Below are 25,222 nucleotides of genomic sequence, written 5' to 3'. Positions count from 1 at the left end.
GGGGCGACGATGACCGAATCAGTGAGCCACGGCGGGTTCTCCCCGGCCGGCAGCGGGATACCGACCGAGGCCAGTCCGGAGCAGCGGCTCGGCGAGTGGAACGGTGACCCCGTCCGGTACGGCGGCACGGCGAGCGACTTCGTCGTCGCCGAGGAGGAGTCGCTCGGCATCGACCCGGTCGAGCTGAGCGACGACGACCTGATCCGGGAACTGCACAGCCTGCACCGGACCCGGCTCGACACCCTCCGGCACGCGGCCGACACCGCGCTCGGCCACCACCTGCGGCGTACCGCCGAACTGGAGACCGAGTACCTGACCCGGCATCCGGGTCGGGAGGTCGATCCGAGCCGACTGCGGGACGGCGCCTGGTGACGGTGCACGCCGAACGTGGCATGTCAGCCCCGCCGGAGGTCGTCTTCAGCACCGCGACCGACCCCGACCGGGTCTCCGCCTGGCTGCCGGAGCCGTTACGCGGCGACGGCGGCCAGGGGCCGGAGGTGGAGACGGCGGACCTGCGGGTCCGGTGGCGGACCACGGCAGGCCCGTCCTGGACGGCTCAGCTGGAGGTCGCCCCGGTCGACGCGGGCGGAGCCAGCGTCCGGTTGGCGCTCGACGCCGACCCGCCGGAGCGGCGGCTGCGCGAGATCGCCGACGAGTCGCTGGCGAGCCTGGCCCGCGAGGTGGCGGACAACCTGACCGCGGGTTGAGGGCGGCCGGCCCCGGCCGGCGACCGCCGACGGATCAGGACAACCGGAGAGCAGGCTACGCGCGGAGCGGAGCGGCATGAACGTACGGGACAGGGTGGCGCGGTTGCGCAGGGCGTACGCACCGCACGAGCACCGCCCGCTGGGCGGCTATCTCGCGGCGATGGGCACGTACGCCGGGGTGGCGACGGCGCTCGGGATCGCGGCGAAGACGACCGGCCGGCGGGTACCCGAGCGGCCGACCACGGCGGACGTCGTACTGCTGTCGATCGCCACCCACAAACTCAGCCGGCTGCTCTCCAAGGACGCCGTGACCAGCCCGCTGCGCGCCCCCTTCACCCGCTACGACCGGCCGATCGGCAGCGGTGAGGTGATGGAGCAGGTACGCGACCAGGGCAGTTCCGCCCGGCACGCCGTCGGTGAACTGCTCAGCTGTCCGTTCTGCCTGGCGGTGTGGGTGGCCACCGGGCTGGCCGGCGGGCTGGTCCTGGCCCCCCGCCTGACCCGGCTGGTGGCGACCGCGTTCACCGCCGTCGCCGCCTCCGACTTCCTGCAGATGGGGTATGCGATCGCCCAGCGCGAGGCGGAGAAGTCGTAGCTGTCAGACGGGCAGACGGTGGTGGGGGCCCGACCCGCCGTCAGCGGCTGGTGCCGCCGAGCAGGTCGGCCACCTCGTCGACGGAGTACTCGCCCTGCGGCAACGCGGTGATCCGGGTCAGCAGCTCGGCCGGAACCTCGGCGGCGACCGCCCGGCGCTGGATCTCGGACTGGGTGACCCGCTCCTGACCGGAGTAGAGGTCGTCCAGCAGGTCGTCGAGTTCGATACTGGTTGTCTCGTCGGTCACCCGGTCCGGCTACCCGGTGGGGAACCGGTCAAACAACACGTCGGGCCCGGCGACGGGACGGACGTGTCGTCGACCCGTTCGCGTTTCGTCCTCAGTGGAATGCGAGCATGGCGGGCATGGAAATCTACAACGACACCCGTACGGTCGCCCGGAACGATCTGGCCGCCTGGCTGCGCCAGCTCGCCGACCAGCTCGAGTCCGGTCAGATCTTCTACGGTGCCGCGGGGCGGGTCGCCGTGGGCGACCAGGTCGAGTGCGAGCTGGAGATCGAGCGGGAGAGCGACACGGAGGTCTCGGTCGAGATCGAGTTCACCTTCACCAGTGCCGCGCCCGCCGCCGAAACGGACGAGGACGAGGAGTCCGAATCCGACGAGGACGACGAGTCTGACGGGGAGTCGGAGGACGAGGGCGACTCGGACGGGGAAGAAACGGACGGCGAGGACGCCGCGGCCGAGGCCGACAGCGGGACCGCCGGTGAGCCGGCCAAGGCCCCGGAGAGCGGCGGCAAGGAGGCCTGACCGGGGCGGTACCCGGCCCCGGTGGACGAGTCGAAGCCGATCCGGCGAGGGTGACCTTCGCCACGACGGAGACCGGAACACCGGGCGGGGGTCCGGCGGTTGTACGGACTGTCGGTGTGTCCAGTGTCCCCGGGCCTCAACCAATTGCCCTCGCGGAATACCGTTCGGCTGGAGCCGCGTCGTGCCACTCGCCGAGAGGCGACCTGCACACCGACACCGCGCCGCCCATGGCCTGCCATGGGCGGCGCAACGTTTTCCGGGTCTTGTCAACCCTGGGCGTTGTGCGGCCGGCGTGAACAGGTCACGCCGGCCGTCGAACTCACCGTCGGTGGTCGGTCCGGCTCATTGCCGGCCGCCCGGCGGAAGGTCCGCCGGCGGCTCGGCACCGCCGTTCTGCGGCCCGCCGTTGCCGTTCCGGGGTCCACCATCGCCGTTTCCGCCCGGGCCACGCCCGTCCGGCCCGTCCGACCGGCCCTGTCCGTTGCTGATCCGCAGCATCACCAGACCGCCCGAGACGGTCCGGCCGTCCGGATCGGTCCGGGCGACCGTACCCGCCGGGCAGGACGAGGTGACCTGGTTGCTGTCGACCTCGACCCGGAAACCGGCACCGCGCAGCGTGTTGGTGGCGTCGTCGACGGAGCGGCAGGTCACCGACGGCACCGACCGCTGGTCACCGTTGACGAACGCGGCGTCCGGCTTCGGGAAGTCCTTCTTCGGCTTGCCCTTCATCGCGTCGGCCAGCGTCTCGTAGACGGCCGGGTTGACGAGGTTGTGGTTCATGTTCTCGGTGGTCTCCGGCCAGTCCGGGTCGGCCAGGATGCCGGCGACGCTCAGCGAGGTGGTGGTGGCCACCAGCGACGCGGTCCGATCGCTGTCCGTGGTACCGGTCTTGCCGGCCACCGGGTGACCGACCACCTGACGCACCACCGAGGCGGTGGCGCCGGAGCACCGGCCGTACGCCGACTGGTCGCCGACCGGGCAGCGGGCGGCGTCGATGGCCGCCCGGGCGACCCCCGGATCCACCGCCTGGTCACAGCGGGGTTTCGCCACGTCCAGCAGATTCCCGGACTGGTCCCGGATCTCCTGCACCGGAATCGGCTCGCAGTGCTTGCCGTCCGCGGCCAGGGTCGCGTACGCGTTGGCGAGGTCCAGCGGGGTGGTCGCCGAGACGCCGAGGGTGAACGAGCCCCAGCCGTCCGCCGACGCCTCGTCCTTCGCCATCTCCGCGTCGTTGCCGGCCCGGAACCTGATGCCGAGCCGCTCGGCCGCGTCGACCACCTTGGCCGCGCCGACCCGCTCCTCCAACGGCACGAAGTACGTGTTCACCGAGCGGCCGAAGGCGCTCCACATGTCGTGCCGCCCGGCCATGCCGGCATTGTCGTTGCTCGGGCACCACCGCTCGGTGCCGGGGCAGGCGGACTCGGTGCCGGCCGCCGCGGTGTACTTCGACGGGTACCGGTTCGGCGCGTCGATCTGGTAGCTGAGCGGATAGCCCTGCTCCAGCGCGGCGACCATGGTGAAGATCTTGAAGGTCGAACCGGCCTGGTACCCGGTGATGTCGCCACCGCCGGTGAGCAGCGGGTTCGTCGTACGCGGGTAGGTTGCCCGGACGTCCTCCCGGGCCTGCGCCGGGTTGCTGGAGATCGGGTTCTTCGGGTGCGCCGGGTCGTCCAGCCCGAACGTCCGGTTGGTGGCCAGGGCCCGTACCCGGCCGGTGCCCGGTTCGACCGCCGCGACCATCAGCGCGTCCTGCTTCCCGGTCGACAGGTACTGCTCCACGTTCTTGTGCGCCGCCTTCTGCACGGACGGGTCGAGCGTGCTGACGATCCGGTAGCCGCCGCCCTTGAGCTGCCGCTCCCGGTCGTACGAGGTGTTGCCGAACGCGTCCTGGTTCATCCACCAGCGGGACAGGTAGTCGCAGAAGAAGCCCCAGTCGTTGTGCACCGAACTGGTGCACCCGTTGCTCGGGGTCTTGCCCTTCACCTTCAGCGGTACGGCGAGAGCCGCCGCCTCCTCCGCCGGGGTGATCGCGCCGGTCTCCCGCATCTGGCCGATCACCCAGTTCCGGCGCTCCACCGTGTGCTGGTAGCCCGGCCCCTTGCTGTCCAGCGCGTCGTAGTAACTCGGCGACTTGACCAGGCCGGCGATCATCGCCGCCTCCGGAACGGTCAGGTCCCGGGGCTCCTTGCCGAAGTAGAAGCGGCTCGCCGCGGCCACCCCGTACGTGCCGTGGCCGAACGGGGCCATGTTCAGGTAACGCTCCAGGATCTGGTCCTTGCTGAGCTTCTTCTCCAGCGCCGCCGCCTGCCGCATCTCCCGCAGCTTCCGGCCGGTGGTGTCCTCGCTCGCCGCCACCACGTCGTTCGGATCGGTCGAGCCGTAGACCAGCGACATCCGGACCAGCTGCATGGTCAGCGTCGAGGCGCCCTGCTTCGACCCGCCGGTGCCGTTGGAGACCAGCGCCCGCAGGAAGCCCTTCAGGTCCACCCCGTTGTGGTGGTAGAACGCGTGGTCCTCGGCCGCGACCATCGCCTTGCGCATCGCCGGGGAGATCTGGTCCAACGGGACGTCCTGGCGGTTCTCGTCGAAGAAGGTCGCCAACAGCGTCTTCCCGTCGGACGCGTACACCTGGGTCGCTTCGGGGACGTGCGGCACCGTCAACTCGGCCGGCAGGTCCTCGAACGACTCGGCGCCGGCCTTCGCCGCCAGACCCGAGAACGCCACCGCCGGGAACGCCGCGCCGGCCAGCACCAGCCCGGCGAGCAGCGCGCAGAACAACAGCACGGCGGGTCGGTTCAGACGACCTCGGAACAGACGGAGTCGGCGAAGACGGAGCAGCATCATCAACCTCTGGGTGGGGGCGGACACGTCGCAGACAGGCGCTCGGCGCGCGAGGACAACCGTACGCGCGTCTTTCGCCCTATTGATCCAGACGCCGCCCCCGACCACACGGTTGCGCGCGGGGCGAAGCACAAATGACTGCTACGTCACACCTCGGCCGGGGCGGTCGCCCGGCGGGCCCGGACCGCCGTGGCCAGCTCCGCCAGCACCTGCTCGGTCTCCGGCCAGCCGAGGCAGGCGTCGGTGATCGACTGTCCGTACACCAGCGGACAGGTCGGGTCGAGGTCCTGCCGGCCCGGGACCAGGAACGACTCCAGCATCACCCCGACGATGCCGCGCTGCCCCTCCGCCATCTGCCGACCCACCTCCGCGGCCACCACCGGCTGGCGGCGGTGGTCCTTGCCACTGTTGTCGTGGCTGGCGTCGATCACCAGACGCTCGGGCAGCCCGGCCGCGCGCAGCAGCTCCAGCGAGGCGGCCACCGAATCGGCGTCGTAGTTCGGCTCACCCCGGCCGCCGCGCAGCACCAGGTGACAGTCGGTGTTGCCCCGGGTGTGCAGGATCGCCGGCGCCCCGGAGACGTCGATGCCGGGGAAGACGTGCGGCACCCCGGCGGCCCGGATCGCGTCGACCGCCGTGCCCACGCTGCCGTCCGGGCGGTTCTTCATCCCGATCGGCATGGAGAGCCCGGAGGAGAGCTGGCGGTGGACCTGGCTCTCCACCGTACGGGCGCCGATCGCACCCCACGCCACGGTGTCGGCGATGTACTGCGGGGTGATCGGGTCGAGGAACTCGCAGCCGACCGGCAGGCCGAGCCGGAGCACGTCCAGCAGCAGGGCGCGGGCGGCCCGCAGGCCGGCGTTGACGTCCCCGGAACCGTCCAGTCCCGGATCGTTGATCAGACCCTTCCAACCGACGGTCGAGCGCGGCTTCTCGAAGTAGACCCGCATCACCACCAGCAGGTCGTCGGCGTGCCGGGCCGCCGCGTCGCGCAGCAGGTGGGCGTACTCCAGGGCGGCGGCCGGGTCGTGCACCGAGCAGGGACCGACCACGACGAGAAGTCGATCATCCTCGCGGTCCAGCACCCGGCCGACGGATCGTCGTCCGTCCAGCACCGCCGCCGCCAGTTTCTCGTCCAGCGGTAGTTCGTGGTGCAGCAACGCCGGTGTGGTCAACGGCACGATCCGGTCGATGCGCTGGTCGCTGACCCGACTCATTCCGGTGGTGGTCATCTCGCAGTCTCCCTCCGCCGACCTTCACCCGGGGGCCGGCGCCCGGGAGCCGAGCCGGCTGCTCACATGGAAAAAGCAGGGACGAATGTCCCTGCTTCAGCCGGCTCTGCTGGATCTGGTGACGTCAGGTCATGGCTGAGTCACCGGCTCCGGAGCCGGCTGACTAAACCATCGATACGACCGCATCACGCGGTGAACGATACCCGATGAGTGGCGGAGGTGGTGGCGGAGCGCCACCGTACAGTGTCGGACCGCCGACGGTCGCGGGCGCCCTGAGCTGTGCGGAAGGGCCCCTTCCGCTACCAGAACGGTGTGGAAGGGGCCCGGCCCTTCGTCTCAGAGGACGAGAAGGGTGCCGCCGGAGAGGGTCAGTTCCCGGCTCTGTCCCCCGGCCCAGTCGGCGGCGAGGAGCAGCCGGTCGCCGTCGAGGACGGTGACCGCCAGGCTGTCCCGGCCGCCGCGCGGCCCCCGGTCGGCGCCGGTCAGCCGCAGGGTCAGCCCGGTGGCGACGGTCACCGGACGCCGGGCGTCGGTGACGTCGACCAGGCTGGCGGTGGTCCGCAGGTCGAGCCGGTCCGCGCCGTCGACCCGCCGGGCGCCGAACGAGTCGACGTCCGTGCTCCGGAGCTGGTACTTCCGGTCGCCGGAGCGGAACTCCAGGTCGACCAGGCCGGCGGCGGCACCGGTCCGGGTCTGGGCCAGCAGCAGGCCGACCTCGATCCGGGACCGGGGGTCGACCCGGTAGGCGCCGGCGGAACGGGTCGGGGTCAGCTCGGCGGCCCCGAGCACCGCCCGGTTCTCCGGCCGGGACACCTCGACCCGGGCCGTGGCGCTGCCGGCGTAGTTGCCGCCGAGCGTGACGGTCACCTCGTGACCGCCGGTCGGCAGACTCGCCGTACAGCTGGCGACCGCCGCGAAGTCGTCCGTGCCCAACGGCGCCGGCACGGCCGTGCAGAGCGTCCGGCCACCGGCGGCGAAGGTCACCGTCGCGGTCGAGACGTCACCCGGCCAGGGGTCGGTCCCGGGGTACGGCAACGTCTCCCGGAAGGTGGTCTGGAGCAGCACCTCGGTGTCGCCCCGGCCGGCGCCGAAGACCACCGCGTCCCCGGCGTACGCCACCTCGGTCGACTCGGGCAGCACCCGGACCACGAACCGGACGGTTTCTCCCAGGCCGTGCTCGTCGGTGACGGTCGCCGTGACCGGGTAGTCGCCCGGGGCCGCCCGGGTGGTGCCGAGGATGCCCCAGCGGGTCGGTTCACCGGTGCCGCCCGGGGTCGGACGCCCGCCGACGAGGAACAGTCCGGCGGGCAGGCCGGTGGCCGTGCCGGTGAGTTCCGACGGGTCCCCGTCCGGGTCGGTGGCCCGGACGTACACCTCGGGGTAGACCCCGTCGCTGTACTGGACCGTCACCACGTCCGGACCGTCGAAGCTGACCTCCGGGGTGGCCCAGATCGGGAAGTTGACGTCGCTGAGGTCGAAGAAGACGTTGCCGATCGCCTCGACCCTGATCCGGGCCGCCGGCTTGGCGCCGACGTTCGGCACGGTCACCGTCGCGGCGCCGTCGTTGGCGGTCCGCTCCGCGAGCACGTACGGGAAGGTGAGGCCGCCGTCGACGGAGAGCGAGATCCGTACCTCGGTCACCCCGATCGGCGCCCGGTCGGTGCCGGCGACGTCCCAGGCCACCGGCAGGTCGGAGCCGCCGGCCACGGCGTCGGCCGTGGCCGGCGCGGTGACCAGGAACGGCCCGGCCTCCGGGGCCAGGGTCAGCGCGGTGTCGGCACTGCCGATGCCGCCGGCGCCGGGGTGGCCGTCCCGGGCGGTGAGCCGGAAGTGCAGGGTCCGGTCGCCGGTGAAGCCGACCCAGTCGGCGGTGGGCAGGAACTCGGAGTAGCAGTCGACGACGTGCGGCGGCACGTTCGTCGCGCCGCCGCTCGGCGGCACGGGCGGGGCCGCCGGGCAGGCCCCGGTCGCCGCGTTGGTGTGGTTGGCGGCGATCTGGTCCAGGTCCGGGAAGGTCCGGGTCGGGTCGGTGGTGACCGCGTTCAGCCCCCGCGAGTGGTACTCCAGCGTCTCGTCGGGGCCGACGACCGCCGCCCTGCCGAACTGCCGGAACAGTGGCCCGTTGGTCTTCGTGTTGTTGACCAGCGCGGTGCCGGTGGCGCTGCCGCCGCTGACTCCGCCCCGGTCGTTCTGCTCCCACAGGTAGGTGACGGTGTCCCCGTCGGCGTCGGTCGCGCCGCCGGTCAGCGCGAACGGGGTACGGACCGGGATGGTGTACGACTGCGGCGCGGTGACCACGGGTGCGTGGTTGCCGGTCTGCTCGACCCGCCAGCCCTGGTTGTCGATCGCGCCGCCCTTGACCGTCTCGCCGACCAGCGCGGTCGGACCGCCGTTACCGGAGTCGGCGGTGAGCACCAGCGACTCGACGTTGGTGCCGGCGAGAGTGCCGCCGAAGGTGACCTGGAAGCCGGTGTCGTCGAGGACGGCGCCGCCGCCGAACCCGGTGACGCTGACCGTGGCGCCGGCCGGCCAGCCGGGGATCCCCTCGATCGTCGACTTCAACCCGGTGGGCGTGTAGTCGCCACCCCGGACGATCGGCGCCGAGGTCTGGCCCCGGAAGCCGAGGCGGAAGCTCTGCCCGTCGGTGTCGAAGCCACGCAGGCCGACGTTCTGCACCTCGTTGACGGCCGGCCGCTCCGAGTTGACGTACGTGGTGATCTCGGTGTAGCTGCGCTGCGACCAGTACGGGTCGCTGTGCGGCTGAAGGTTGTCCTGCTGACAGATGCCGGCGTACGCCATGATCGACGACCCGCTGCCCGGCTCGTACGAGTTCGCCGCACTGCGGTTGCCGCCGGAGCAGTTCCACTGGGTGCCGTTGAAGGTGTGGTTGCCGGCGAACTGGTGGCCGAGTTCGTGCGCCACGTAGTCGACGGCGAAGTAGTCGCCGACCGGGGTCGGCAGTCCGGTGCAGCCGCGGGCCTTGTTGGCCCCGCCGACCACGCCGAGCCCGGCGACGCCGCCGCCGGCCTTGCCGAGCCCGATGTGCCCGACGTCGTAGTTGCCGGCGCCGACGAGCTGACCGAGTACCACGACGTTGCGGCTGAGCAGGCCGCCGGTGCAGGAGCTGAGCTGCGCCTCGGTGTAGCAGGGTGCCGCACCGCACGGCCCGTCCGGTCCGGTCGCCTCGGCCGGGGTGTTCAGGTTGGTCTTCTCGGTGGCGTCGACCAGGACCAGCCGGATCGCGGTCTCGTCCTCGTAGATCTGGTTCACCCGGTTGACCAGCGTCACCTTCGCCGCCGTGACGTTCTCCGGCCCGAAGTACGTGGCGTACGAGGGGTCGGTCACCAGGGCCAGCCGGTACGTCCGCAGCCGTACCTCGGCCCCGGTGGCGGCGGAGGCGACGTCGTCGGCGAGGTCCCCGACGGCCTGCGTCACGTCCTCCCGTTCGACGAACACGTCCTCGGGGTGGGCGGTGTCGTGCACGTGGTAGCTGGCGTACCGCCGCAGGTCGGTCCGGCTGTACGGGTCGACGTACCAGACGCCGTCGGCGGAGCGGACCGAGGCGTGGAAGCCGAGCGGGGTGAGGTCGGCCCGGACGGTCGCGGTCGGGTCGTCCAGGCCCCGTCCGGCGTACGTCCGGATCTCCGGGTGCCGGGCGGCGAGGCCGGACTCCATCACCGGTGAGTCGACCAGTTCGAAGCGCTGGAACGTCCCCTCGGGGGTGGGCAGCGGGACGACCAGCGGCCGGGTACGGGCGGTGGTGCTCCGTTCGGCGGGTGCGGACTCCAGGATGGTCTCGAAGGCGGCCCGGTCCAGCGCGAAGCCGGCGAACCGGTCGACCCGGACGTCGGTCGGGCCGGGGATCCGGGCGGTGGTCGAGGTGCCCAGCGCCGTCCACGGGTTGGTCGGACCCGCCGGTGCGGCGGCGGCCGGTGCGGTGCCGGCCAGCGCCGGCAGCAGGCCGGCCGCGAGGGTGACCACGGTCAGGACCGCCAGCCGCCGCCGACCTCCGGAGGGTCCGGTGGGTGGGCGGCGGCCGGACAGCGCCGGACCGTGGTCGGCGGCGGGGGTCGAGGGCGTCGTCAAGGGCGTCTCCTTTGACTACGCCGACCGCCGGTGGTCCCGGGGCACCCGTCGCCGCCCGGCCCGACCGTCGATCGACTTGGGGGATTGATCAGGACCATAGGGGTCGACGAGCCGGCGGACCACCCTCCGCGTGGTCGGATCCGTTTCCCGGCCCGGGTTCCGGCTGCCGGGCATGCGCCCGGTTCGGGTTGGGTGACCACTGTGGTCTGCCGCCGCCTCCGGGCCGCGCCGGTGCCCGGGCCGGTCGACTGCCGCGTCCGGGCCGCGCCGGTGCCCGGGCCGGTCGGCGGAACGGAGGGCCGGCCGGGGGAGTGTCCGGGATCAATCGGCCGCGCACGGCATGGTTGGCGCCCGGTCCGGTGGTCCGATCGGATAGCGTCGTGCTCATGCCCGAGACCGGTTACCCCTGGCCGATCGAGACCGCCCGGCTGGACAACGGCCTGCGTGTGGTGGTCAGCGAAGACCGCAGCGTGCCCGTCGTGGCGGTCAACCTCTGGTACGACGTCGGGTCGCGGCACGAGCCCGACGGCCAGACCGGCTTCGCCCACCTGTTCGAGCACCTGATGTTCGAGGGCTCGGTCAACGTGGCGAAGACCGAGCACATGCAGCTCGTCCAGGGCTCCGGTGGGTCGCTGAACGCGACCACCAACCCGGACCGGACCAACTACTTCGAGACCCTGCCGTCCGAGCACCTGGCCCTCGCGTTGTGGCTGGAGGCCGACCGGATGGGCGGGCTGGTCCCCGCGTTGACCCAGGAGACGCTGGACAACCAGCGTGAGGTGGTCAAGAACGAGCGGCGGCAGCGGTACGAGAACGTGCCGTACGGGGACGCATGGCTGCGCCTCCTGCCGCTGCTCTACCCGCCGGGGCACCCGTACCACCACCCGACGATCGGCTCGATGGCCGACCTGAACGCCGCCGACCTGGCGACCTTCCAGGCGTTCCACACCACCTACTACGCCCCGAACAACGCCGTCCTGACGGTGGTCGGGGACACCTCCCCGGGCGAGGTCCTCGCGCTGGTCGACCGGTACTTCGGTCGGCTGCTGCCGCAGTCGGACATCCCGCCGGCACCGGAGGGCCGGAAGGTGCCGGCGACCGGCGTACCGGCCCGGGAGACGGTCACCGGCGACGTGCCGGCGCCCCGGGTCTACCTGGCGCACCGGACCCACCCGTTCGGCGAGCCCGGCTACGACGTGGTGACCGTGTTGGCGATGGTGCTCGGCGCGGGCCGGGGCAGCCGGCTGTACCAGCGGCTCGCCGACGGTGCCCGGCTGGCCCAGCCGGACAGTGTCAGCGCGTTCGGGGTCGACCTGGCGCACGGACCGGCGCCGTTGATCGTCAGCGCCACCGCCCGGCCCGGGGTCACCGCCGAGCGGTTGGAGGCCGGGCTGGTCGAGGTGCTGGAGGGGCTGGCCGACGGCGTGACCGAGGCCGAACTCGACCGGGCCCGGGCCCTGCTGACCACCGCGTGGTGGCGTCAGCTCGCCACGGTCGACGGCCGGGCGGACCTGCTGGGCCGGCACACCACCCAGCTCGGCGACCCGCACCGCGCGGCGGACCGGCTCGCCGGCTGGCTGTCGGTCACCGCGGACCAGGTGACCGGGCTGGCCCGGGACCTGCTCGGCGCGGCCGACCGGGTGACCCTGACCTACCTGCCGGAGGAGAAGGCGTGAGCGAGCTGTTGATCACCGACCGGCCGGCCACCGGTACGCCGCGGCCGTACACCTTCCCGCCGGTGGTCCGGCGGACCGTGGCCGGCGGGGACGTGGTCGCCGCCCACCTGCCCGGGTACAACCTCGCGGTCGCCGTGCTGCTGCTCGACGCCGGCGCCGGCCGCGAGCCGGTCGGCCGGGAGGGTCTGGCCGCCGTGGTCGCGAAGGCGATCGAGGAGGGTACGACCCGACGCGACTCCACCGCCTACGCGCTCGCCCTGGAGGGACTCGGCACCGAACTGGTGATCTCCGCGGACTGGGACTCGTTCCAGGTCAGCGTGCAGGTGCCGGTGGAGCGGCTGCCGGAGGCGGTGGAGCTGCTGACCGAGGCGGTACGCACCCCGCGGCTGGACCCGGCGGACATCACCCGGGTCCGCGACGACGAGGTGACCGCGCTGCGGATGTACTGGGCGAACCCCGGTCCCCGGGCCGACGCGGCGCTGCGCGCCGACCTGTTCGGCGCCGACCAGCGGCCCGGCCGGCCGATGGACGGCGATCCGGACTCGGTCGCCGCGGTCACGGTCGAGGACGTCACCGCGTTCCACGCCGAGTGGCTGACCCGGACCGGCACCCTGCTGGTCGCCGGTGACCTGGACCGGATCGACCTCGACCGGCTGGCCACGACCGTCTTCGCCGGCGCCGCCGGCGCACCCGCCTCGAGCGGTGGGCCGCTGCAGGTCAGGGTCCCCGGGCAGCGGCGGATCATCCTGGTCGACCGGCCCGGCTCGGTGCAGTCGACGCTGCGACTCGGGCACGTCGCGCCGCACCGGGCGCACCCGGACCACGTACCGATGACGCTCGCCGCGACCGTGCTCGGCGGGGCGTTCACCTCCCGGCTCAACCACCTGATCCGTGAGGTGCGCGGCTACACGTACGGGATCCGGGGCGAGTTCGGGTACTCCCGGCGGTTCGGACGGTTTGTGGTCAGTTCCGGGGTGCAGACGGCGGTGACGGCACCCGCGCTGGTGGACGCGGTCGGCGAGATCACCCGTACCCGGGACAGCGGGGTGACCGAGGCGGAGCTGACGGTCGCCCGCGCCTGGCGGGCCGGGCAGCTCTCGGTGGAGCTGCAGACCCCGCCCGCGATCGCGAACGCGCTGGCCACCCTGGTCGTGCACGGCCTACCGGACGACTACCACGCCACCTTGCGGGAGGCGTTGCTCTCCGCCACCGAGTCGGAGGTGTCGGCGGCGGCCGCGACGCACCTGCACCCCGAGGGGCTGACCCTGGTGGTGGAGGGGGACGCGGCGACGATCCGCGACGACCTGGCGGCGAGCGGGCTCGGCGAGGTCGTCGACGCGGCCGGCTGACCGGCCCGCCCGAAAGGGCGTCGCCACAGCCGGCGGGCAACGACCGGGCCCGTCCGGCCGATCCGGTGGCCGCCGGACCCCGTCCGGCCGTCCTGGGTCGCCGGGAGGGTCCGGCCGTTCCGGGTCGCCGGCCGGGTGCGTGGCGTGGCGGTAATCGCCTTGCCGGCCCGTCCGGTCGACTGGGTAGCCTCGCGGTATGAGGATCGGCATTGTGGGGGCCACCGGCCAGGTCGGTGGCGTGATGCGGCGGGTACTCGCCGAGCGGCGGTTTCCGGTGGAGCAGCTGCGGCTGTTCGCCTCGGCCCGGTCGGCCGGCCGTACGCTGCCCTGGCAGGGCGGCGAGATCACCGTGGAGGACGCCGAGACCGCCGACTACCGCGGGCTCGACATCGTGCTCTTCTCGGCCGGGAAGGGTACGAGCCGGGAGCTGGCTCCCCGGGTCGCCGAGACCGGCGCCGTGGTGATCGACAACTCGTCGGCCTGGCGGATGGACCCGGATGTGCCGCTGGTGGTCGCCGAGGTCAACCCGCACGCCGCGGCGGTACGCCCCCGGGGCATCATCGCCAACCCGAACTGCACCACGATGGCGGCGATGCCGGTGCTGCGTCCGCTGCACGCCGAGGCCGGACTGGTCGCCATGGTCGTCGCGACGTACCAGGCGGTCTCCGGGACCGGGCTGGCCGGCGTCGCCGAGCTGGACGAGCAGGTCCGCAAGGTGGCCGACGGCGCCGCCGGGCTGACCTTCGACGGGTCCGCCGTCGAGTTCCCGACCCCCCGGCAGTACGTCGCGCCGATCGCCTTCAACGTGCTGCCGCTGGCCGGCTCGATCGTCGACGACGGGTCGGACGAGACCGACGAGGAACAGAAGCTCCGCAACGAGAGCCGCAAGATCCTGGAGATCCCCGACCTGCTGGTTTCCGGCACCTGCGTCCGGGTGCCGGTCTTCACCGGGCACTCGTTGCAGGTCAACGCCCGGTTCGCCAACCCGCTGAGCCCGGCCCGGGCCCGGCAACTGCTCGACGGCGCACCCGGGGTGGTGTTGACCGACGTGCCGACGCCGCTGCGGGCCGCCGGTGCCGACCCGACGTACGTCGGCCGGATCCGGGCCGACGAGACGGTCGAGCACGGGCTGTCGTTCTTCTGCTCCAGCGACAACCTGCGCAAGGGTGCCGCGCTCAACGCCGTACAGATCGCCGAACTGCTGGCCGACGCAGCGCGGTGACCCGGGACACCGCGCCGGTGTCGGCGACCGGTTAGGTTGGGGTGAGCACGACGGAAGGACGGTGGACTGTGGACGGACGGACCCGGCAGGCCCTGCTCGACCTGCTCCACGCCGGATCACTCGGCGTGCTCGCCACGATCAGACGGGACGGCCGTCCCCAGCTGTCCAATGTGAACTACACCTTCGACCCGGCCCGACAGCTGATCCGGGTCTCGGTGACAGAAGGGCGGGCGAAGACCGCCAACCTGCGCCGGGACCCGCGGGCCAGTTTCCAGGTCAGCAGCGCCGACGGCTGGTCGTACGTGGTCGCCGAGGGCACCGCCGAGTTCGGTGCCACGGCGGCCGACCCGGACGATCCGGCGGTCGAGGAACTGATCGAGGTATACCGCGCGATCCAGGGCGAGCACCCGGACTGGGACGACTACCGCCGGGCGATGGTCGCGGACCGCCGGCTCGTGTTGCGCCTGCCCGTCGACCGGGTCTACGGGGTGCCACCGCGCGGCTGACCCCCGGCCGGTCGGCGCATCCCGGATACCGCACTCCCCGGACGATCCGACCGAAGTCTCCACCGCCGGCCCGGACAGGGGCGGCGGGAACCATCCGTCACAGGTGAAACGCCGTGGCACCTTTCGCGAAACGCGTTATCCCGGGGGCAGTCCGGGTAGACGGCGGCCGACACGAGAGGGAGGCAGGATGACGACCGTCGGAGAGTTCATGACGACCCGGCTGGTGACCATGGACGGCACCGATACGCTGACCGCCGCCGCGCAGGAGATGCGGGACAGCGCCATCGGCGATGTGATCGTCACCAACGGGGACCAGGTGATCGGGATCGTCACCGACCGGGACATCACGGTACGTGGGGTCGCGGAGGAGCTGAATCCGTCCACCGCCACACTCAACGAGATCCTCACCCAGGACGTGGTGACCGTCACCCAGTACGACGACGCGGTGGCCGCCGCCGACCTGATGCGTACGTACGGCATACGCCGGCTGCCGGTGGTCGAGGACGGTCGGCTCATCGGCCTGGTGTCGCTGGGCGACCTCGCCGTCGAGCGGGAACCGCAGTCCGTCCTGGCCGACATCAGCGCTGACGAACCCAACAACTGAGCCGCCGGCCCGCAGACCTGGTACGCCGGGCTGCCGGCCCGCCGCCGGGCCAGGGTCGGCGGCCCGCCGCCGGGTGCGACGAGGAGGTGCGGGGCGATGGATCCGATCATCAGGAAGATGGACCCGACCACCAGGTTCTTCGAGGAACTCAACCACCGGGGACCGAACCCGCTGCTGACCAAGGTACGGGGCACGGTGCGGTTCGAACTGGAGCAGGACAACGAGGTCGACACCTGGCTGCTGGTGTACAGCGCGGGAAACGTGAGTGCCACCCAGGCGGACCGCCAGGCCGACTGCACCGTACGGACCGACCGCGAGTTCTTCCACCAGATCGCCTGCGGTGAGGCGAACCCGCTCGCCGCGTTCCTGCGTAACCGGGTCACCGTGGAGGGCGACGTGCTGCTGTTCAGCTACCTGCACCGCCTGGTGCCGGGACCACCCGGTGCGCACGAGCCCCGCGACTGGGTGAAGCGGCAGGGGCGGCGACAATGAAAAAGCTGGTCAGCATCCTCGACGGGAACACCTTCGTGGTCAGCGACAACCGGGGCGACATCGACCCCTCGCCGACCTTCCCGACCGGACTCTTCTCCTTCGACACCCGGTTCCTGTCGAAGTGGGAGCTGCGGGTCAACGGCGAGCGGCTCAACCCGCTCTCCGTGGACGACCTGCAGTACTTCGAGTCCCAGTTCTTCCTGGTGCCGGGCGAGCCGACGCACTATGTCGACGCCAAGTTCTCGATCATCCGGCACCGGTCGGTGGGTGGCAGCTTCCTGGAGGAGTTGACCATCCTCAACCACCAGGACCAGGCGGTCGACCTGACGGTGCGGCTGAACGTGGAGGCCGACTTCGCGGACCTGTTCGAGATCAAGGACGTCCGGGAGAAGGTCGGCACCACCACCGTCCTGCTCGAGGAGGGCCGGATGCGGCTCCGCTACCAGCGGGAGACGTACCGGCGGGAGGCGATCGTCACCTCCAGCGCGCCGGCCGTGTACGACGAGGCCGGGCTGACCTTCTCGCTGCACCTCGGGGCGCACGAGCAGTGGGGAACCCACCTGAAGGTGGAGACCCTGGTGGAGGGGGCCGGTGGGCGGGACATCCGGCTGAGCATCCAGCGGCACCGCAGTCGTACCCGGGAGCAGATGCGCGCCGACCTCGACGAGTGGCTGGCCCGGGCACCGAAGCTGACCAGTGACTCCGAGCCGTTGGAGGAGACGTACGAGCGGAGCCTGGTCGACCTGGCCGCCCTCCGCTACTCGCCGCTGGCCACCTCGGACCGGTTGCCGACCGCCGGCCTGCCCTGGTTCATGACCCTGTTCGGCCGGGACAGCATGATCACCTGCCTGCAGACGTTGCCGTTCACCCCGGAACTCACCGCGCCGACGCTGCGCTACCTGGCGATGGCTCAGGGCATCAACCTCGACGACTTCCGGGAACGCGAACCGGGCAAGATCCTGCACGAGGTCCGGTACGGCGAGTCGACGGCCTTCGAGGAGCAGCCGCACTCGCCGTACTTCGGGTCCGCCGACGCCACCCCGCTGTTCGTGATCCTGCTCGACGAGTACGAGCGGTGGACCGGGGACACCGGGCTGGTCGCCGAACTCGAGCACGAGGCCCGGGCCGCGCTGCACTGGATCGACCGGTACGGCGACCTGATGGGCAACGGTTACATCTGGTTCGAGCGGCGGAACCTGCGTAACGGTCTGGAGAACCAGTGCTGGAAGGACTCCTGGGACGCCATCTCGTACTCGTCCGGGCGGCTGCCGGCGTTCCCCCGCGCCACCTGTGAACTGCAGGGCTACGCGTACGACGCGAAGATGCGGGGCGCCCGGCTGGCCCGGTTGGTCTGGCAGGACCCGCTGTACGCGGACCAGTTGGAGCGGGAGGCGGCGGAACTCAAGCAACGGTTCAACCGGGACTTCTGGGTGGAGGACGGCGAGTACTACGCGCTGGCCCTGGACACCGAGGGCGGGCAGGTGGACGCGCTCTCCTCCAACATCGGCCACCTGCTCTGGAGCGGGATCGTCGACGACGACCGGGCCCCGAAGATCGCCGCCCACCTGCTCGGACCGCGGCTCTTCTCCGGCTGGGGCGTACGGACGCTGGCCGAGGGCGAGGGCCGGTACAACCCGGTCGGCTACCACGTCGGCACGGTCTGGCCGTTCGACAACTCGCTGATCGCCTGGGGACTGCGCCGGTACGGCTTCCGGCACGAGGCCGGGCAGATCGCCGAGGCGATGATCGACGCGGGGCAGTACTTCGGGGGACGGCTGCCGGAGGCGTTCGCCGGCTACGACCGGGGGCTCACCAAGTATCCGGTGCAGTACCCGACCGCCTGCAGTCCGCAGGCCTGGTCGACCGGAACCCCGATGCTGATGATCCGGACCCTGCTCGGTCTGGAGCCGCACGGCGAACACCTGGTGGTGGATCCGGCGCTGCCCGAGCGGATGGGACGGATGGAGTTGCTCGACATCCCCGGCCGGTGGGGGCTGATCGACGCCTTCGGTCGGGGGCGGGCCGAGCACGCCCGGCGCCGTGCTGTCGTCGAATGACCGCAAGGGGGTCGTCGGTCGCCGTCGGAGGGAGCGGCGTCGGATGACCGGCCGGGGGAGGTGTCGTCGGTCGCCGTCGGAGGGAGCGGCGTCGGATGACCAGCCGGGGAGGTGCCGTCGGACGACGACCCGGCGGGGACCTGCTGTCGGAAGAGTGGTGCGAGGACGAAGGGATCGACTGCGATGGCGGACCCGACCAGCGACTTCTTCGCCTGGATCGAGGACCACGGGCCGGAGGTCCTGCCCGACAAGGCCAGGGGGACCATCCGGTTCGACCTCGACGCGGGCGAGGGCCGGGTGAACCACTGGTTCGTGGCGATCAACCGGGGCAACGTGCTGGTCTCGCACGAGAACCGGGAGGCGGACTGTGTGGTCAGCACCGAGCAGCGGCTCTTCGACCACTTCGCGCTCGGTGAGTCCCACGTGGTGACGGCGTACAACCGCAACGACGTGACGGTGCAGGGCAACCTGCCGTTGCTGCTGATGTTCCGGCGGGCCTTCCCGTCGCCGCCGGGCACCCGGGATCCCCGGGAGCGGGTCCGGGAACGGTTCGTCGGCCGCAGGGCGCGACGATGACGGAACGGAGGCCGCGACGGTGACGGGTGCGGGTAAGAGTTCGGGCACCGGAATGGTCAGCATCCTCGACGGCAACACCTTCATGGTCAGTGACGCCCGGGGCGACGTCGACCCGTCTCCGGACTTCCCGGCCGGTCTCTTCGCCTGGGACACCCGGTTCCTCTCCAAGTGGGTGCTCACCGTCGACGGCGAGCGGCTCAACGCGCTCTCCGTGGACGACCTGCAGTACTTCGAGTCCCGGTTCTTCCTGGTGCCCGGTGAGCCGACCCACTACGTCGACGCGAAGACGTCGGTGATCCGGCACCGCTCCCTCGGTGGCAGGTTCGAGGAGCGGCTCACCGTACTCAACCACCGGGACGAGCCCACCAGCCTGACCCTACGGATGGAGATCGGCTGCGACTTCGCGGACCTGTTCGATGCCCGGGAGGCCCGCCCTCGGCCGGGTCAGACGGTCCGGATGGTGGAGGACGGCCGGCTGCGCTTCTGCCACCAGCGGAACCGGCACGTGGCAGAGACCATTGTGACCAGCACGGAACCCGTCGACATCGACGAGAGCGGGCTCACCTTCCGGATCGAACTCGGCGCGCACGGCACCTGGACGACCACGCTGTACGCGGTCGGCATCATCCGGGGCGCGGGCGGACGTGACGTACGGGAGAGCGTCCGCGGCTACACCGAGGTCCGGCCGGAGAAGCGGCAGGAACTCGCCGAGTGGCTGGCCCGGGCACCGCAGCTCGTCTGCGACTCGGAGGCGCTGCAGCGGACGTACCGGCGGAGCATGATCGACCTCGCCGCGCTGCAGTACACCGGGCTGACCAGCCAGGTACGGCTGACCGCGGCCGGGCTGCCCTGGTACATGACCCTGTTCGGCCGGCACAGCATGCTGACCGGCTTCCAGACCCTGCCCTTCGTACCGGAGATCGCCCGGCAGACCCTCTGGACGATGGCACTGCTGCAGGGCGGCCGGGTCGACGACTTCCGTGACGAGGAACCCGGCAAGATCCTGCACGAGATCCGGTACGGCGAGCCCGGCGGCTTCGAGGAGCAGCCGAGGACGACGTACTACGGGGCGGCGGACAGCACGCCGCTGTTCGTGATCCTGCTCGACGAGTACGAGCAGTGGACGGGGGACGCCGACACCGTACGCCAGTTCGAGTTCGAGGCCCGGGCGGCGCTCACCTGGCTCGACACGTACGCCGACCTGATGGGCGACGGCTACGTCTGGTACGAGTGTCGCGCCCCGGGCGGGCTGGAGAACCAGGGCTGGAAGGACTCCTGGGACGCGATCTCCTACCGCGACGGTCGACTGCCCGGCCACCCCCGGGCCACCTGCGAACTACAGGGATACGCGTACGACGCGAAGGTGCGGGCGGCGCGGCTGGCCCGGACCTTCTGGAACGACCCGGCGTTCGCGGACCAGCTGCTCCGGGAGGCGGAGGTGTTGAAGGACCGGTTCAACCGGGACTTCTGGATCGAGGACGGGGAGTACTACGCGCTGGCGCTCGACGGCGAGGGCGGCCAGGTCGACGCGGTCGCCTCGAACATGGGACACCTGTTGTGGAGCGGGATCGTGCCCGAGCACCGGGCACCCCTGGTCGCCGCCCGGCTGCTCGGCGACGAACTCTTCTCCGGTTGGGGAGTACGGACGCTGGCCCGGGGACAGCAGCGCTACAACCCGGTCGGCTACCACAGCGGTGCGGTCTGGCCGAGCGACAACTCGCTGATCACGATGGGGCTGCGCCGGTACGGCTTCGAGGAGGAGGCGGCCCGGATCTCGTTGACGATGATCGAGGCGTCGCGGTATTTCGACGGCCGGTTGCCGGAGGCGTTCGCCGGCTACGACCGCTCGCTGACCCGGTATCCGGTGCAGTACCCGGGAGCGTGCAGCCCGTTCGCCACCTCGGCCGGGACCCCGCTGGCGCTGCTCCGTACCCTGCTCGGGCTGCTGCCGCACGAGGGGCATCTGACGATCGTGCCGGCGGTGCCGGAGGAACTGGGGCGGATCGAGCTGATTGGCATCCCCGGCCGGTGGGGCCGGATCGACGCGTTCGGGCACGGCCGGCTGCGGATGGGGCGGCGCTGAACGCTGTCGTGGGTGGTGGTCGGCGGCCGACCGTGATAGCGATGAGCGATGGCGGATCCCGACGCGTTGGAAGGCGTCGCGTTGGCCCGGGTGCTACGCCAGGCCGGCGGCGCCGAGATCCTCAACACCCTCGGTGTGCAGCTTTCCGGGGCGGACCTGGTCGCGCTGCTGCTCGCCGCGTTCCGTACCCGGGCCGGCTTCCTCAGCCCCGCCGACGTGCTGCGCCGGTACACCGAGGACCGGTTCGTGGCGCCGGCGCCGGTCGACTTCCGAGTGCAACGACGGGTGGAGGACCGACTGCTCTCGGCGGTGCCCGACGAGGTGGAGTTGGTGACCCTGGCCCCGGTCACGCCGCTGGGCGCGCACTCCACCGTCGCCGGGGTACACCAGAACAACGTGCTGGCCACCGTACGCGGCAGTGAGGTGGCGGCGGATCCGACCACCGGGCTGGCGTTGGAGGCGGCGGTGCGGCGGCGTGACCGGGGTGCGGGTGCCCGCCGTGGCGCGCCGCCGGTGCGGCTCGCCGCGCTGCAACGGGTGATTCGGGCGCGGCGTTCCGCCGGGGCCGACCGGTTCGCCCACGCGAACCTCTTCGCGCTGGCCACCGCCGGCGCGGACAGCGGCGGCCTGGGGTTCGAGCGCCGGCACTCGGTCGAACAGTTGGGGCTGCTCTGTACCGCGCTGCGGGCCACCGGCGTCCAGTCGGTCGAGGTGGGCCTCACCCTGCTGGATCCGGCGGCCGGTCCGGTCACCGAGGCCGTCCGGTCCGCGCTGCGGGACCGTCCGGACGTTGTCCTGCGGGAGGTTCCGGAGCCGGTCGACGGGCCGTGTCACCACACCGGCTGGTGTTTCCGCCTGGCCGTGCTCCACGACGGCGTCCGGGTCGAGGTCGGTGACGGCGGTTTTGTCGACTGGACCCGGCGGCTGCTCGGTCGGCCCCGGGAGCGGCTGCTGGTCAGCGTGCTCGGCGTCGACCGGCTGTCGGCGCTGGTGGCCGAGGGCCCGGCCGGCTGACCGTGCCGGCTGACCGTGCCGGATCCCGGGGGTGGCGGCGGGTCAGGCCGGTGACGGGGCTGGTGCCGGTCGACGGGTGAGCCGGAGCACGCCGTAGGCCAGCGCGATGGTGACCGGCGCGACGGCGAACCCGACGGTGAGGCTGCCGGACCGGTCGAGCAGCGCGCCCGTCAGCGCGGAGCCGAGCGCGCTGCCGACCGAGAACGCGGTGGCCGCCCAGGCGAACGCCTCGGCGGCGGTGCCGGCCGGGGCGACGCCGTCGATGGTGACAAAAACGATGGTCAGTAGCGGTGGCAGGGCGAGACCGCTGACCGCCATCAGCCCGAGCATGACGGGCAGCTCCGGGACCAGCAGCAACGGCAGGTAGCCCAGGGCCAGCGCGGCCGCCGCCCGGGGCAGCGTGCCGGAGCGGCGGGCAGCGGCGAACCGGACGTAACCGAGCCCGCCGGCCAACGCCCCGGCCGCCTGCGCGGCCAGCAGCCAACCGGCCCAGGACCGGTCGGCGGTCGCCTCGGCGTAACCGGTGGCCGCCACCACCACGCTGCCGACTCCCGCGCCGACCAGCACCAGCGCGCCGAGGATCAGCCGGAGCCGGCCGGCCCGCAGCGGTCCGGCCCAGTGCCGTACCGCCGGCACGCCCTTCCACCGACGGACCACCGGCGCGGTGGTGAACCAGGCGGTGCCGACGAGCTGGCAGAGCGCGGCGGCGACCAGGCCGCCGACCGGCCCGGCCAGGCCGACCGCGCCGAGGGTGAGCACCGGACCGACCACGAAGATCATTTCCTGGGTCGCGGTGTCCAGGGTGTACGCCGTGTGCACCTGGTGCTCGGGCAGCAGGTCCCGCCACAGCACCCGCAGCCCGGCCTCGAACGGCGGCGCACCGAGCCCGGCGAGCATCGCGGCCACGACGGTCAGCGGGGTGGAGAACGCCGCCGCGACCAGGGCGAACCCGAGACTGGAGAGGCACACCGCGAGCCACATCACCGGAGGTAACCGCCACCGGTCGGCGAACCGGCCGAACAGCGGCTGACCGACCGCCATCCCGGCGGTGTACGCCCCGACCAGCAGCCCGGCCAGGGTCAGCGTCATCGTCTCCCGGGCGAAGACCAGCAGAGCCAGCGGTGCCGCGCCGAGCGGTATCCGCCCGAGCAGGCTGGCCGCCAGTACCCGGGCGGTCTGCGGGGTTCTCAGCACGGTGCGGACGGAGGTGTCGAGGGTACGGGACATGACGGAACGCTCCCGAGGCGTACGCAGGGACAGGCCGGATGGGGTGGGGTGGCACCGGCCGGTCAGGGAGCGAAGTCCGCGCGCTCGTGGTCGTTGCCGTAGAGCGGCAGGTCGGGAGTGGACCACTGGGCGTACGCGGCGGCGAGCGCGTCCAGTGGGGTCATGGGAGCAGGGTACTGCGGCCGGGGCGGAATCCGCAGGGCCCGCGGACCGCGACCGGTCAGCGGGCCGAGACGAACCGCAGGTGCGGGCGACGCCGCAGCCGGATCGTGGCGGCGACCGCGACCAGCGCGGTGAGCACGACGGCGGCGACCAGCCCGTGCGTCAGCCCCCGGGTCAGGTATCCGCCGTCGGTGTGGTCGATCGCGTACGTGCCGATCTCGCGGCTGAACCAGAACGGCAGCAGCCGGGCGGCGGAGTCGGCGGGGTCCATCACCATCTGCAGGCCGACCACGATCAGCAGCACCAGCGTCCCCTCCAGTTCCCGGGGCAGTACGGCGCTCAGCGCCAGTCCGAAGGGTGCGGCGGTGGCCACGGTCAACACCATGATCAGCGCGATCGCGTCGTACCGGACGTTGTCCTGGTCGAACCGGACGAGCAGGAAGTACGGCACGGAGAGCGCGACGCCGACCGTCCAGAGCGCGAGCAGCCGGCCGAGATGCAGGTGGTGGGGCCGGTAGCCGGAGAGCCGCAGCCGTGGTTCGATGCCCCGGGCCGCGCTGCCGGCGAAGAGCGCGGCGGTGCTCAGCGCCCAGCCGATCCCGAGGCAGACGAACCGGATCGACTGGCCGAGGTGGTCACCTCGGCGGCTGAGGTAGAAGGCGAGCGGCAACAGCAGCATGATCAGCAGCACCCCGCGTCGGCGCAGGATCTCCCGCAGGGCGAACTCGGCGACCGTCCAGATCTTGATCATGATGTCGTCTCCCGTGCCGGGGTCAGCTCGAGCACGGTGTCGACCCGGTCGAGCTGGTTGAGCAGGTGGGTGACCACCACGATCGCCTTGCCCGCCGAGCGCCACCGCCAGAGCTGTTGCCAGAAGTCCAGATAGGTGCCCCGGTCGAAGCCCTGGTACGGCTCGTCGAGCAGCAACACGTCCGGTTCGCCGAGGCCTGCCATCACCAGGTTCAGTTTCTGCCGGGTGCCGCCGGAGAGGTGCCGTGCCTGGGTACGTCCGCTCGGGTCCCAGTCCAGCGACGCGGCCTGGTCACGGCCGGCGGTGCGGGACTGGCTCCGGGACAGCCCTCGGCCGGCGCCGACGAGCGCGAAGTGCTCCTCGGGGTAGAGGAAGTCGCTGGTGCCGCCGGCCTGCGGACAGTAGCCGAGGGTGCCGTACACCCGGACCTGACCGGCGTCCGGGCTGAGCAGGCCGGCGCAGATCCGCAGGAAGGTGCTCTTGCCCGAGCCGTTGGCGCCGACCACGGCGGCGATCTCGCCGGCCCGTACCGTCAGGTTGACGTCGGTCAGCACCGGACGTCGGCGGTACCGCTTGCTGATCCCGCGCACGTCGAGCCGGACCGGCCCGGGCGGACCCGGCCGCGACGACGCCGGCTGACGCACCCGGTCGGGCGCAGCCGTGCCCGCCGTCCCCAGGCTGTCCGCGACGGCCGCCGCGTACGTCCCCGGCGGGCCGAAGACCGCCAGCGGCGGCTCTCCGCTGTCCCGCAGGTGGGAGGCGGCCTCCGAAACGACGTGTGCGGTGAGTTCCGGGTCGACGCCGCGCCGGCGCAACTCGCCGGCGAGGGTGTCGAGCCAGCCACGCTGGTTCATCGGGTCTGTACCTCTCGCAGGATCACGCCCACCCCACTGGTGAAGGCGTCCCAGTCGACGGCGGTCCGGTGGAGCGTCTCGATCCCGACCGGGGTGATTCGGTAGTACTTGCGGGCCGGTCCCGCCGCGCCCTCCCGCCACTGGGCGGCCACCAGTCCGGTGCGCTGCAGCCGGAGCAGCACCGGGTAGAGGGTTCCGCCCTGGATCGGGCCGACGCCGGCCGCGTTCAGCGACTGGGCCAGTTCGTACCCGTAGGACTCGCGGTGCCGCAGCAGGGCGAGGACACACAGGTCCAGCACTCCGCGCAGCCACTGGGCCCGACGTTCCTGATCCACGGCGGAGACAGTAGCACAGCCATCTAGCTTGCGCCGCAACCTAGGGCGGCGGACGGTCCGGGGTGACAGCGAGGCGGAGAATGACCGG

General features: G+C 72.2%; 22 protein-coding genes. 14 read left to right on the top strand and 8 right to left on the bottom strand.

What is annotated here, in order from left to right:
* The first annotated feature begins 9 nt into the window (after window positions 1–9).
* The 3 genes from ABGB21_RS28315 to ABGB21_RS28305 all read left to right on the top strand — a co-directional run bounded on the left by ABGB21_RS28315 (window position 10) and on the right by ABGB21_RS28305 (window position 1,302).
* Window positions 10–372, top strand: a complete 363-nt coding sequence (locus tag ABGB21_RS28315) for a DUF6158 family protein (RefSeq protein ID WP_347654828.1) — start codon at window positions 10–12, stop codon at window positions 370–372.
* Window positions 373–392: 20 nt separating this feature from the next.
* A complete protein-coding gene (locus ABGB21_RS28310) occupies window positions 393–707 on the top strand; it encodes a hypothetical protein (protein ID WP_347680354.1) in 315 nt (104 codons plus the stop codon).
* Window positions 708–783: 76 nt separating this feature from the next.
* Window positions 784–1,302: a DUF1360 domain-containing protein gene (locus ABGB21_RS28305; protein ID WP_347654830.1), complete on the top strand. Its 519-nt coding sequence runs from the start codon at window positions 784–786 to the stop codon at window positions 1,300–1,302.
* Window positions 1,303–1,342: 40 nt separating this feature from the next.
* On the opposite strand, the gene ABGB21_RS28300 is transcribed toward ABGB21_RS28305, so the two are convergent.
* Window positions 1,343–1,549 (bottom strand): hypothetical protein, encoded by a 207-nt coding sequence (locus ABGB21_RS28300; RefSeq protein ID WP_347680352.1) that lies wholly within the window; start codon window positions 1,547–1,549, stop codon window positions 1,343–1,345.
* A gap of 107 nt (window positions 1,550–1,656) precedes the next feature.
* Between ABGB21_RS28300 and ABGB21_RS28295 the strand changes: the two genes are divergently transcribed.
* On the top strand, window positions 1,657–2,067 hold the full coding sequence (locus ABGB21_RS28295; RefSeq protein WP_347680350.1) for an amphi-Trp domain-containing protein: 411 nt from the start codon (window positions 1,657–1,659) through the stop codon (window positions 2,065–2,067).
* A 342-nt stretch (window positions 2,068–2,409) separates the two neighbouring features.
* Here ABGB21_RS28295 and ABGB21_RS28290 read toward each other — a convergent pair whose 3' ends face one another.
* From ABGB21_RS28290 to ABGB21_RS28280, 3 genes are all read right to left on the bottom strand, one after another.
* The gene (locus ABGB21_RS28290) at window positions 2,410–4,908 is read right to left on the bottom strand and encodes a transglycosylase domain-containing protein (protein WP_347654904.1); all 2,499 of its coding nucleotides are present in this window, start codon (window positions 4,906–4,908) and stop codon (window positions 2,410–2,412) included.
* Window positions 4,909–5,054: 146 nt separating this feature from the next.
* On the bottom strand, window positions 5,055–6,140 hold the full coding sequence (locus tag ABGB21_RS28285; protein ID WP_347680348.1) for a 3-deoxy-7-phosphoheptulonate synthase: 1,086 nt from the start codon (window positions 6,138–6,140) through the stop codon (window positions 5,055–5,057).
* Window positions 6,141–6,476: 336 nt separating this feature from the next.
* Window positions 6,477–10,226, bottom strand: coding sequence for a M12 family metallo-peptidase (locus ABGB21_RS28280; RefSeq protein ID WP_347680346.1), 3,750 nt, complete (start codon window positions 10,224–10,226; stop codon window positions 6,477–6,479).
* A 386-nt stretch (window positions 10,227–10,612) separates the two neighbouring features.
* Here ABGB21_RS28280 and ABGB21_RS28275 point away from each other — a divergent pair, with 386 nt between their 5' ends.
* From ABGB21_RS28275 to ABGB21_RS28230, 10 genes are all read left to right on the top strand, one after another.
* Window positions 10,613–11,902 carry a pitrilysin family protein gene (locus tag ABGB21_RS28275; protein ID WP_347654835.1) on the top strand — a complete coding sequence of 430 codons (1,290 nt, stop codon included), beginning with the start codon at window positions 10,613–10,615 and terminating at the stop codon, window positions 11,900–11,902.
* A gap of 5 nt (window positions 11,903–11,907) precedes the next feature.
* Window positions 11,908–13,251 carry a pitrilysin family protein gene (locus tag ABGB21_RS28270; protein WP_347680386.1) on the top strand — a complete coding sequence of 448 codons (1,344 nt, stop codon included), beginning with the start codon at window positions 11,908–11,910 and terminating at the stop codon, window positions 13,249–13,251.
* Between the two features lie 196 nt (window positions 13,252–13,447).
* A complete protein-coding gene (locus ABGB21_RS28265) occupies window positions 13,448–14,473 on the top strand; it encodes an aspartate-semialdehyde dehydrogenase (protein WP_347680344.1) in 1,026 nt (341 codons plus the stop codon).
* A gap of 68 nt (window positions 14,474–14,541) precedes the next feature.
* On the top strand, window positions 14,542–14,979 hold the full coding sequence (locus ABGB21_RS28260; protein WP_347654906.1) for a PPOX class F420-dependent oxidoreductase: 438 nt from the start codon (window positions 14,542–14,544) through the stop codon (window positions 14,977–14,979).
* A gap of 187 nt (window positions 14,980–15,166) precedes the next feature.
* Window positions 15,167–15,583 (top strand): CBS domain-containing protein, encoded by a 417-nt coding sequence (locus ABGB21_RS28255; RefSeq protein WP_347654837.1) that lies wholly within the window; start codon window positions 15,167–15,169, stop codon window positions 15,581–15,583.
* Between the two features lie 96 nt (window positions 15,584–15,679).
* On the top strand, window positions 15,680–16,075 hold the full coding sequence (locus ABGB21_RS28250) for an SCP2 sterol-binding domain-containing protein (protein WP_347654838.1): 396 nt from the start codon (window positions 15,680–15,682) through the stop codon (window positions 16,073–16,075).
* Window positions 16,072–18,132: a glycogen debranching N-terminal domain-containing protein gene (locus ABGB21_RS28245; protein ID WP_347680342.1), complete on the top strand. Its 2,061-nt coding sequence runs from the start codon at window positions 16,072–16,074 to the stop codon at window positions 18,130–18,132. Before ABGB21_RS28250 ends, ABGB21_RS28245 begins: the two co-directional genes overlap by 4 nt.
* 183 nt (window positions 18,133–18,315) lie before the next feature.
* On the top strand, window positions 18,316–18,708 hold the full coding sequence (locus ABGB21_RS28240) for an SCP2 sterol-binding domain-containing protein (RefSeq protein ID WP_347654840.1): 393 nt from the start codon (window positions 18,316–18,318) through the stop codon (window positions 18,706–18,708).
* A gap of 52 nt (window positions 18,709–18,760) precedes the next feature.
* Window positions 18,761–20,791 (top strand): glycogen debranching N-terminal domain-containing protein, encoded by a 2,031-nt coding sequence (locus ABGB21_RS28235; RefSeq protein ID WP_347680384.1) that lies wholly within the window; start codon window positions 18,761–18,763, stop codon window positions 20,789–20,791.
* 48 nt (window positions 20,792–20,839) lie between these two features.
* Window positions 20,840–21,805: a hypothetical protein gene (locus ABGB21_RS28230; protein ID WP_347654841.1), complete on the top strand. Its 966-nt coding sequence runs from the start codon at window positions 20,840–20,842 to the stop codon at window positions 21,803–21,805.
* Window positions 21,806–21,847: 42 nt separating this feature from the next.
* Here the strand turns inward: ABGB21_RS28230 and ABGB21_RS28225 are convergent, their stop codons facing one another.
* From ABGB21_RS28225 to ABGB21_RS28210, 4 genes are all read right to left on the bottom strand, one after another.
* Window positions 21,848–23,032 (bottom strand): MFS transporter, encoded by a 1,185-nt coding sequence (locus ABGB21_RS28225; RefSeq protein WP_347654842.1) that lies wholly within the window; start codon window positions 23,030–23,032, stop codon window positions 21,848–21,850.
* A gap of 220 nt (window positions 23,033–23,252) precedes the next feature.
* Window positions 23,253–23,945: a hypothetical protein gene (locus tag ABGB21_RS28220; RefSeq protein ID WP_347654843.1), complete on the bottom strand. Its 693-nt coding sequence runs from the start codon at window positions 23,943–23,945 to the stop codon at window positions 23,253–23,255.
* Window positions 23,942–24,799, bottom strand: coding sequence for an ATP-binding cassette domain-containing protein (locus tag ABGB21_RS28215; protein WP_347654844.1), 858 nt, complete (start codon window positions 24,797–24,799; stop codon window positions 23,942–23,944). The genes ABGB21_RS28220 and ABGB21_RS28215 overlap by 4 nt, the downstream gene beginning before the upstream one ends.
* On the bottom strand, window positions 24,796–25,134 hold the full coding sequence (locus ABGB21_RS28210) for a PadR family transcriptional regulator (RefSeq protein ID WP_347654845.1): 339 nt from the start codon (window positions 25,132–25,134) through the stop codon (window positions 24,796–24,798). The genes ABGB21_RS28215 and ABGB21_RS28210 overlap by 4 nt, the downstream gene beginning before the upstream one ends.
* Window positions 25,135–25,222 lie beyond the last annotated feature (88 nt).

It is taken from the genome of Plantactinospora sp. B24E8 (genome assembly GCF_039871735.1).
In the GTDB taxonomy this organism is placed as follows: Bacteria; Actinomycetota; Actinomycetes; order Mycobacteriales; family Micromonosporaceae; genus Plantactinospora.
This window is presented reverse-complemented; position numbering and strand designations above follow the sequence as displayed.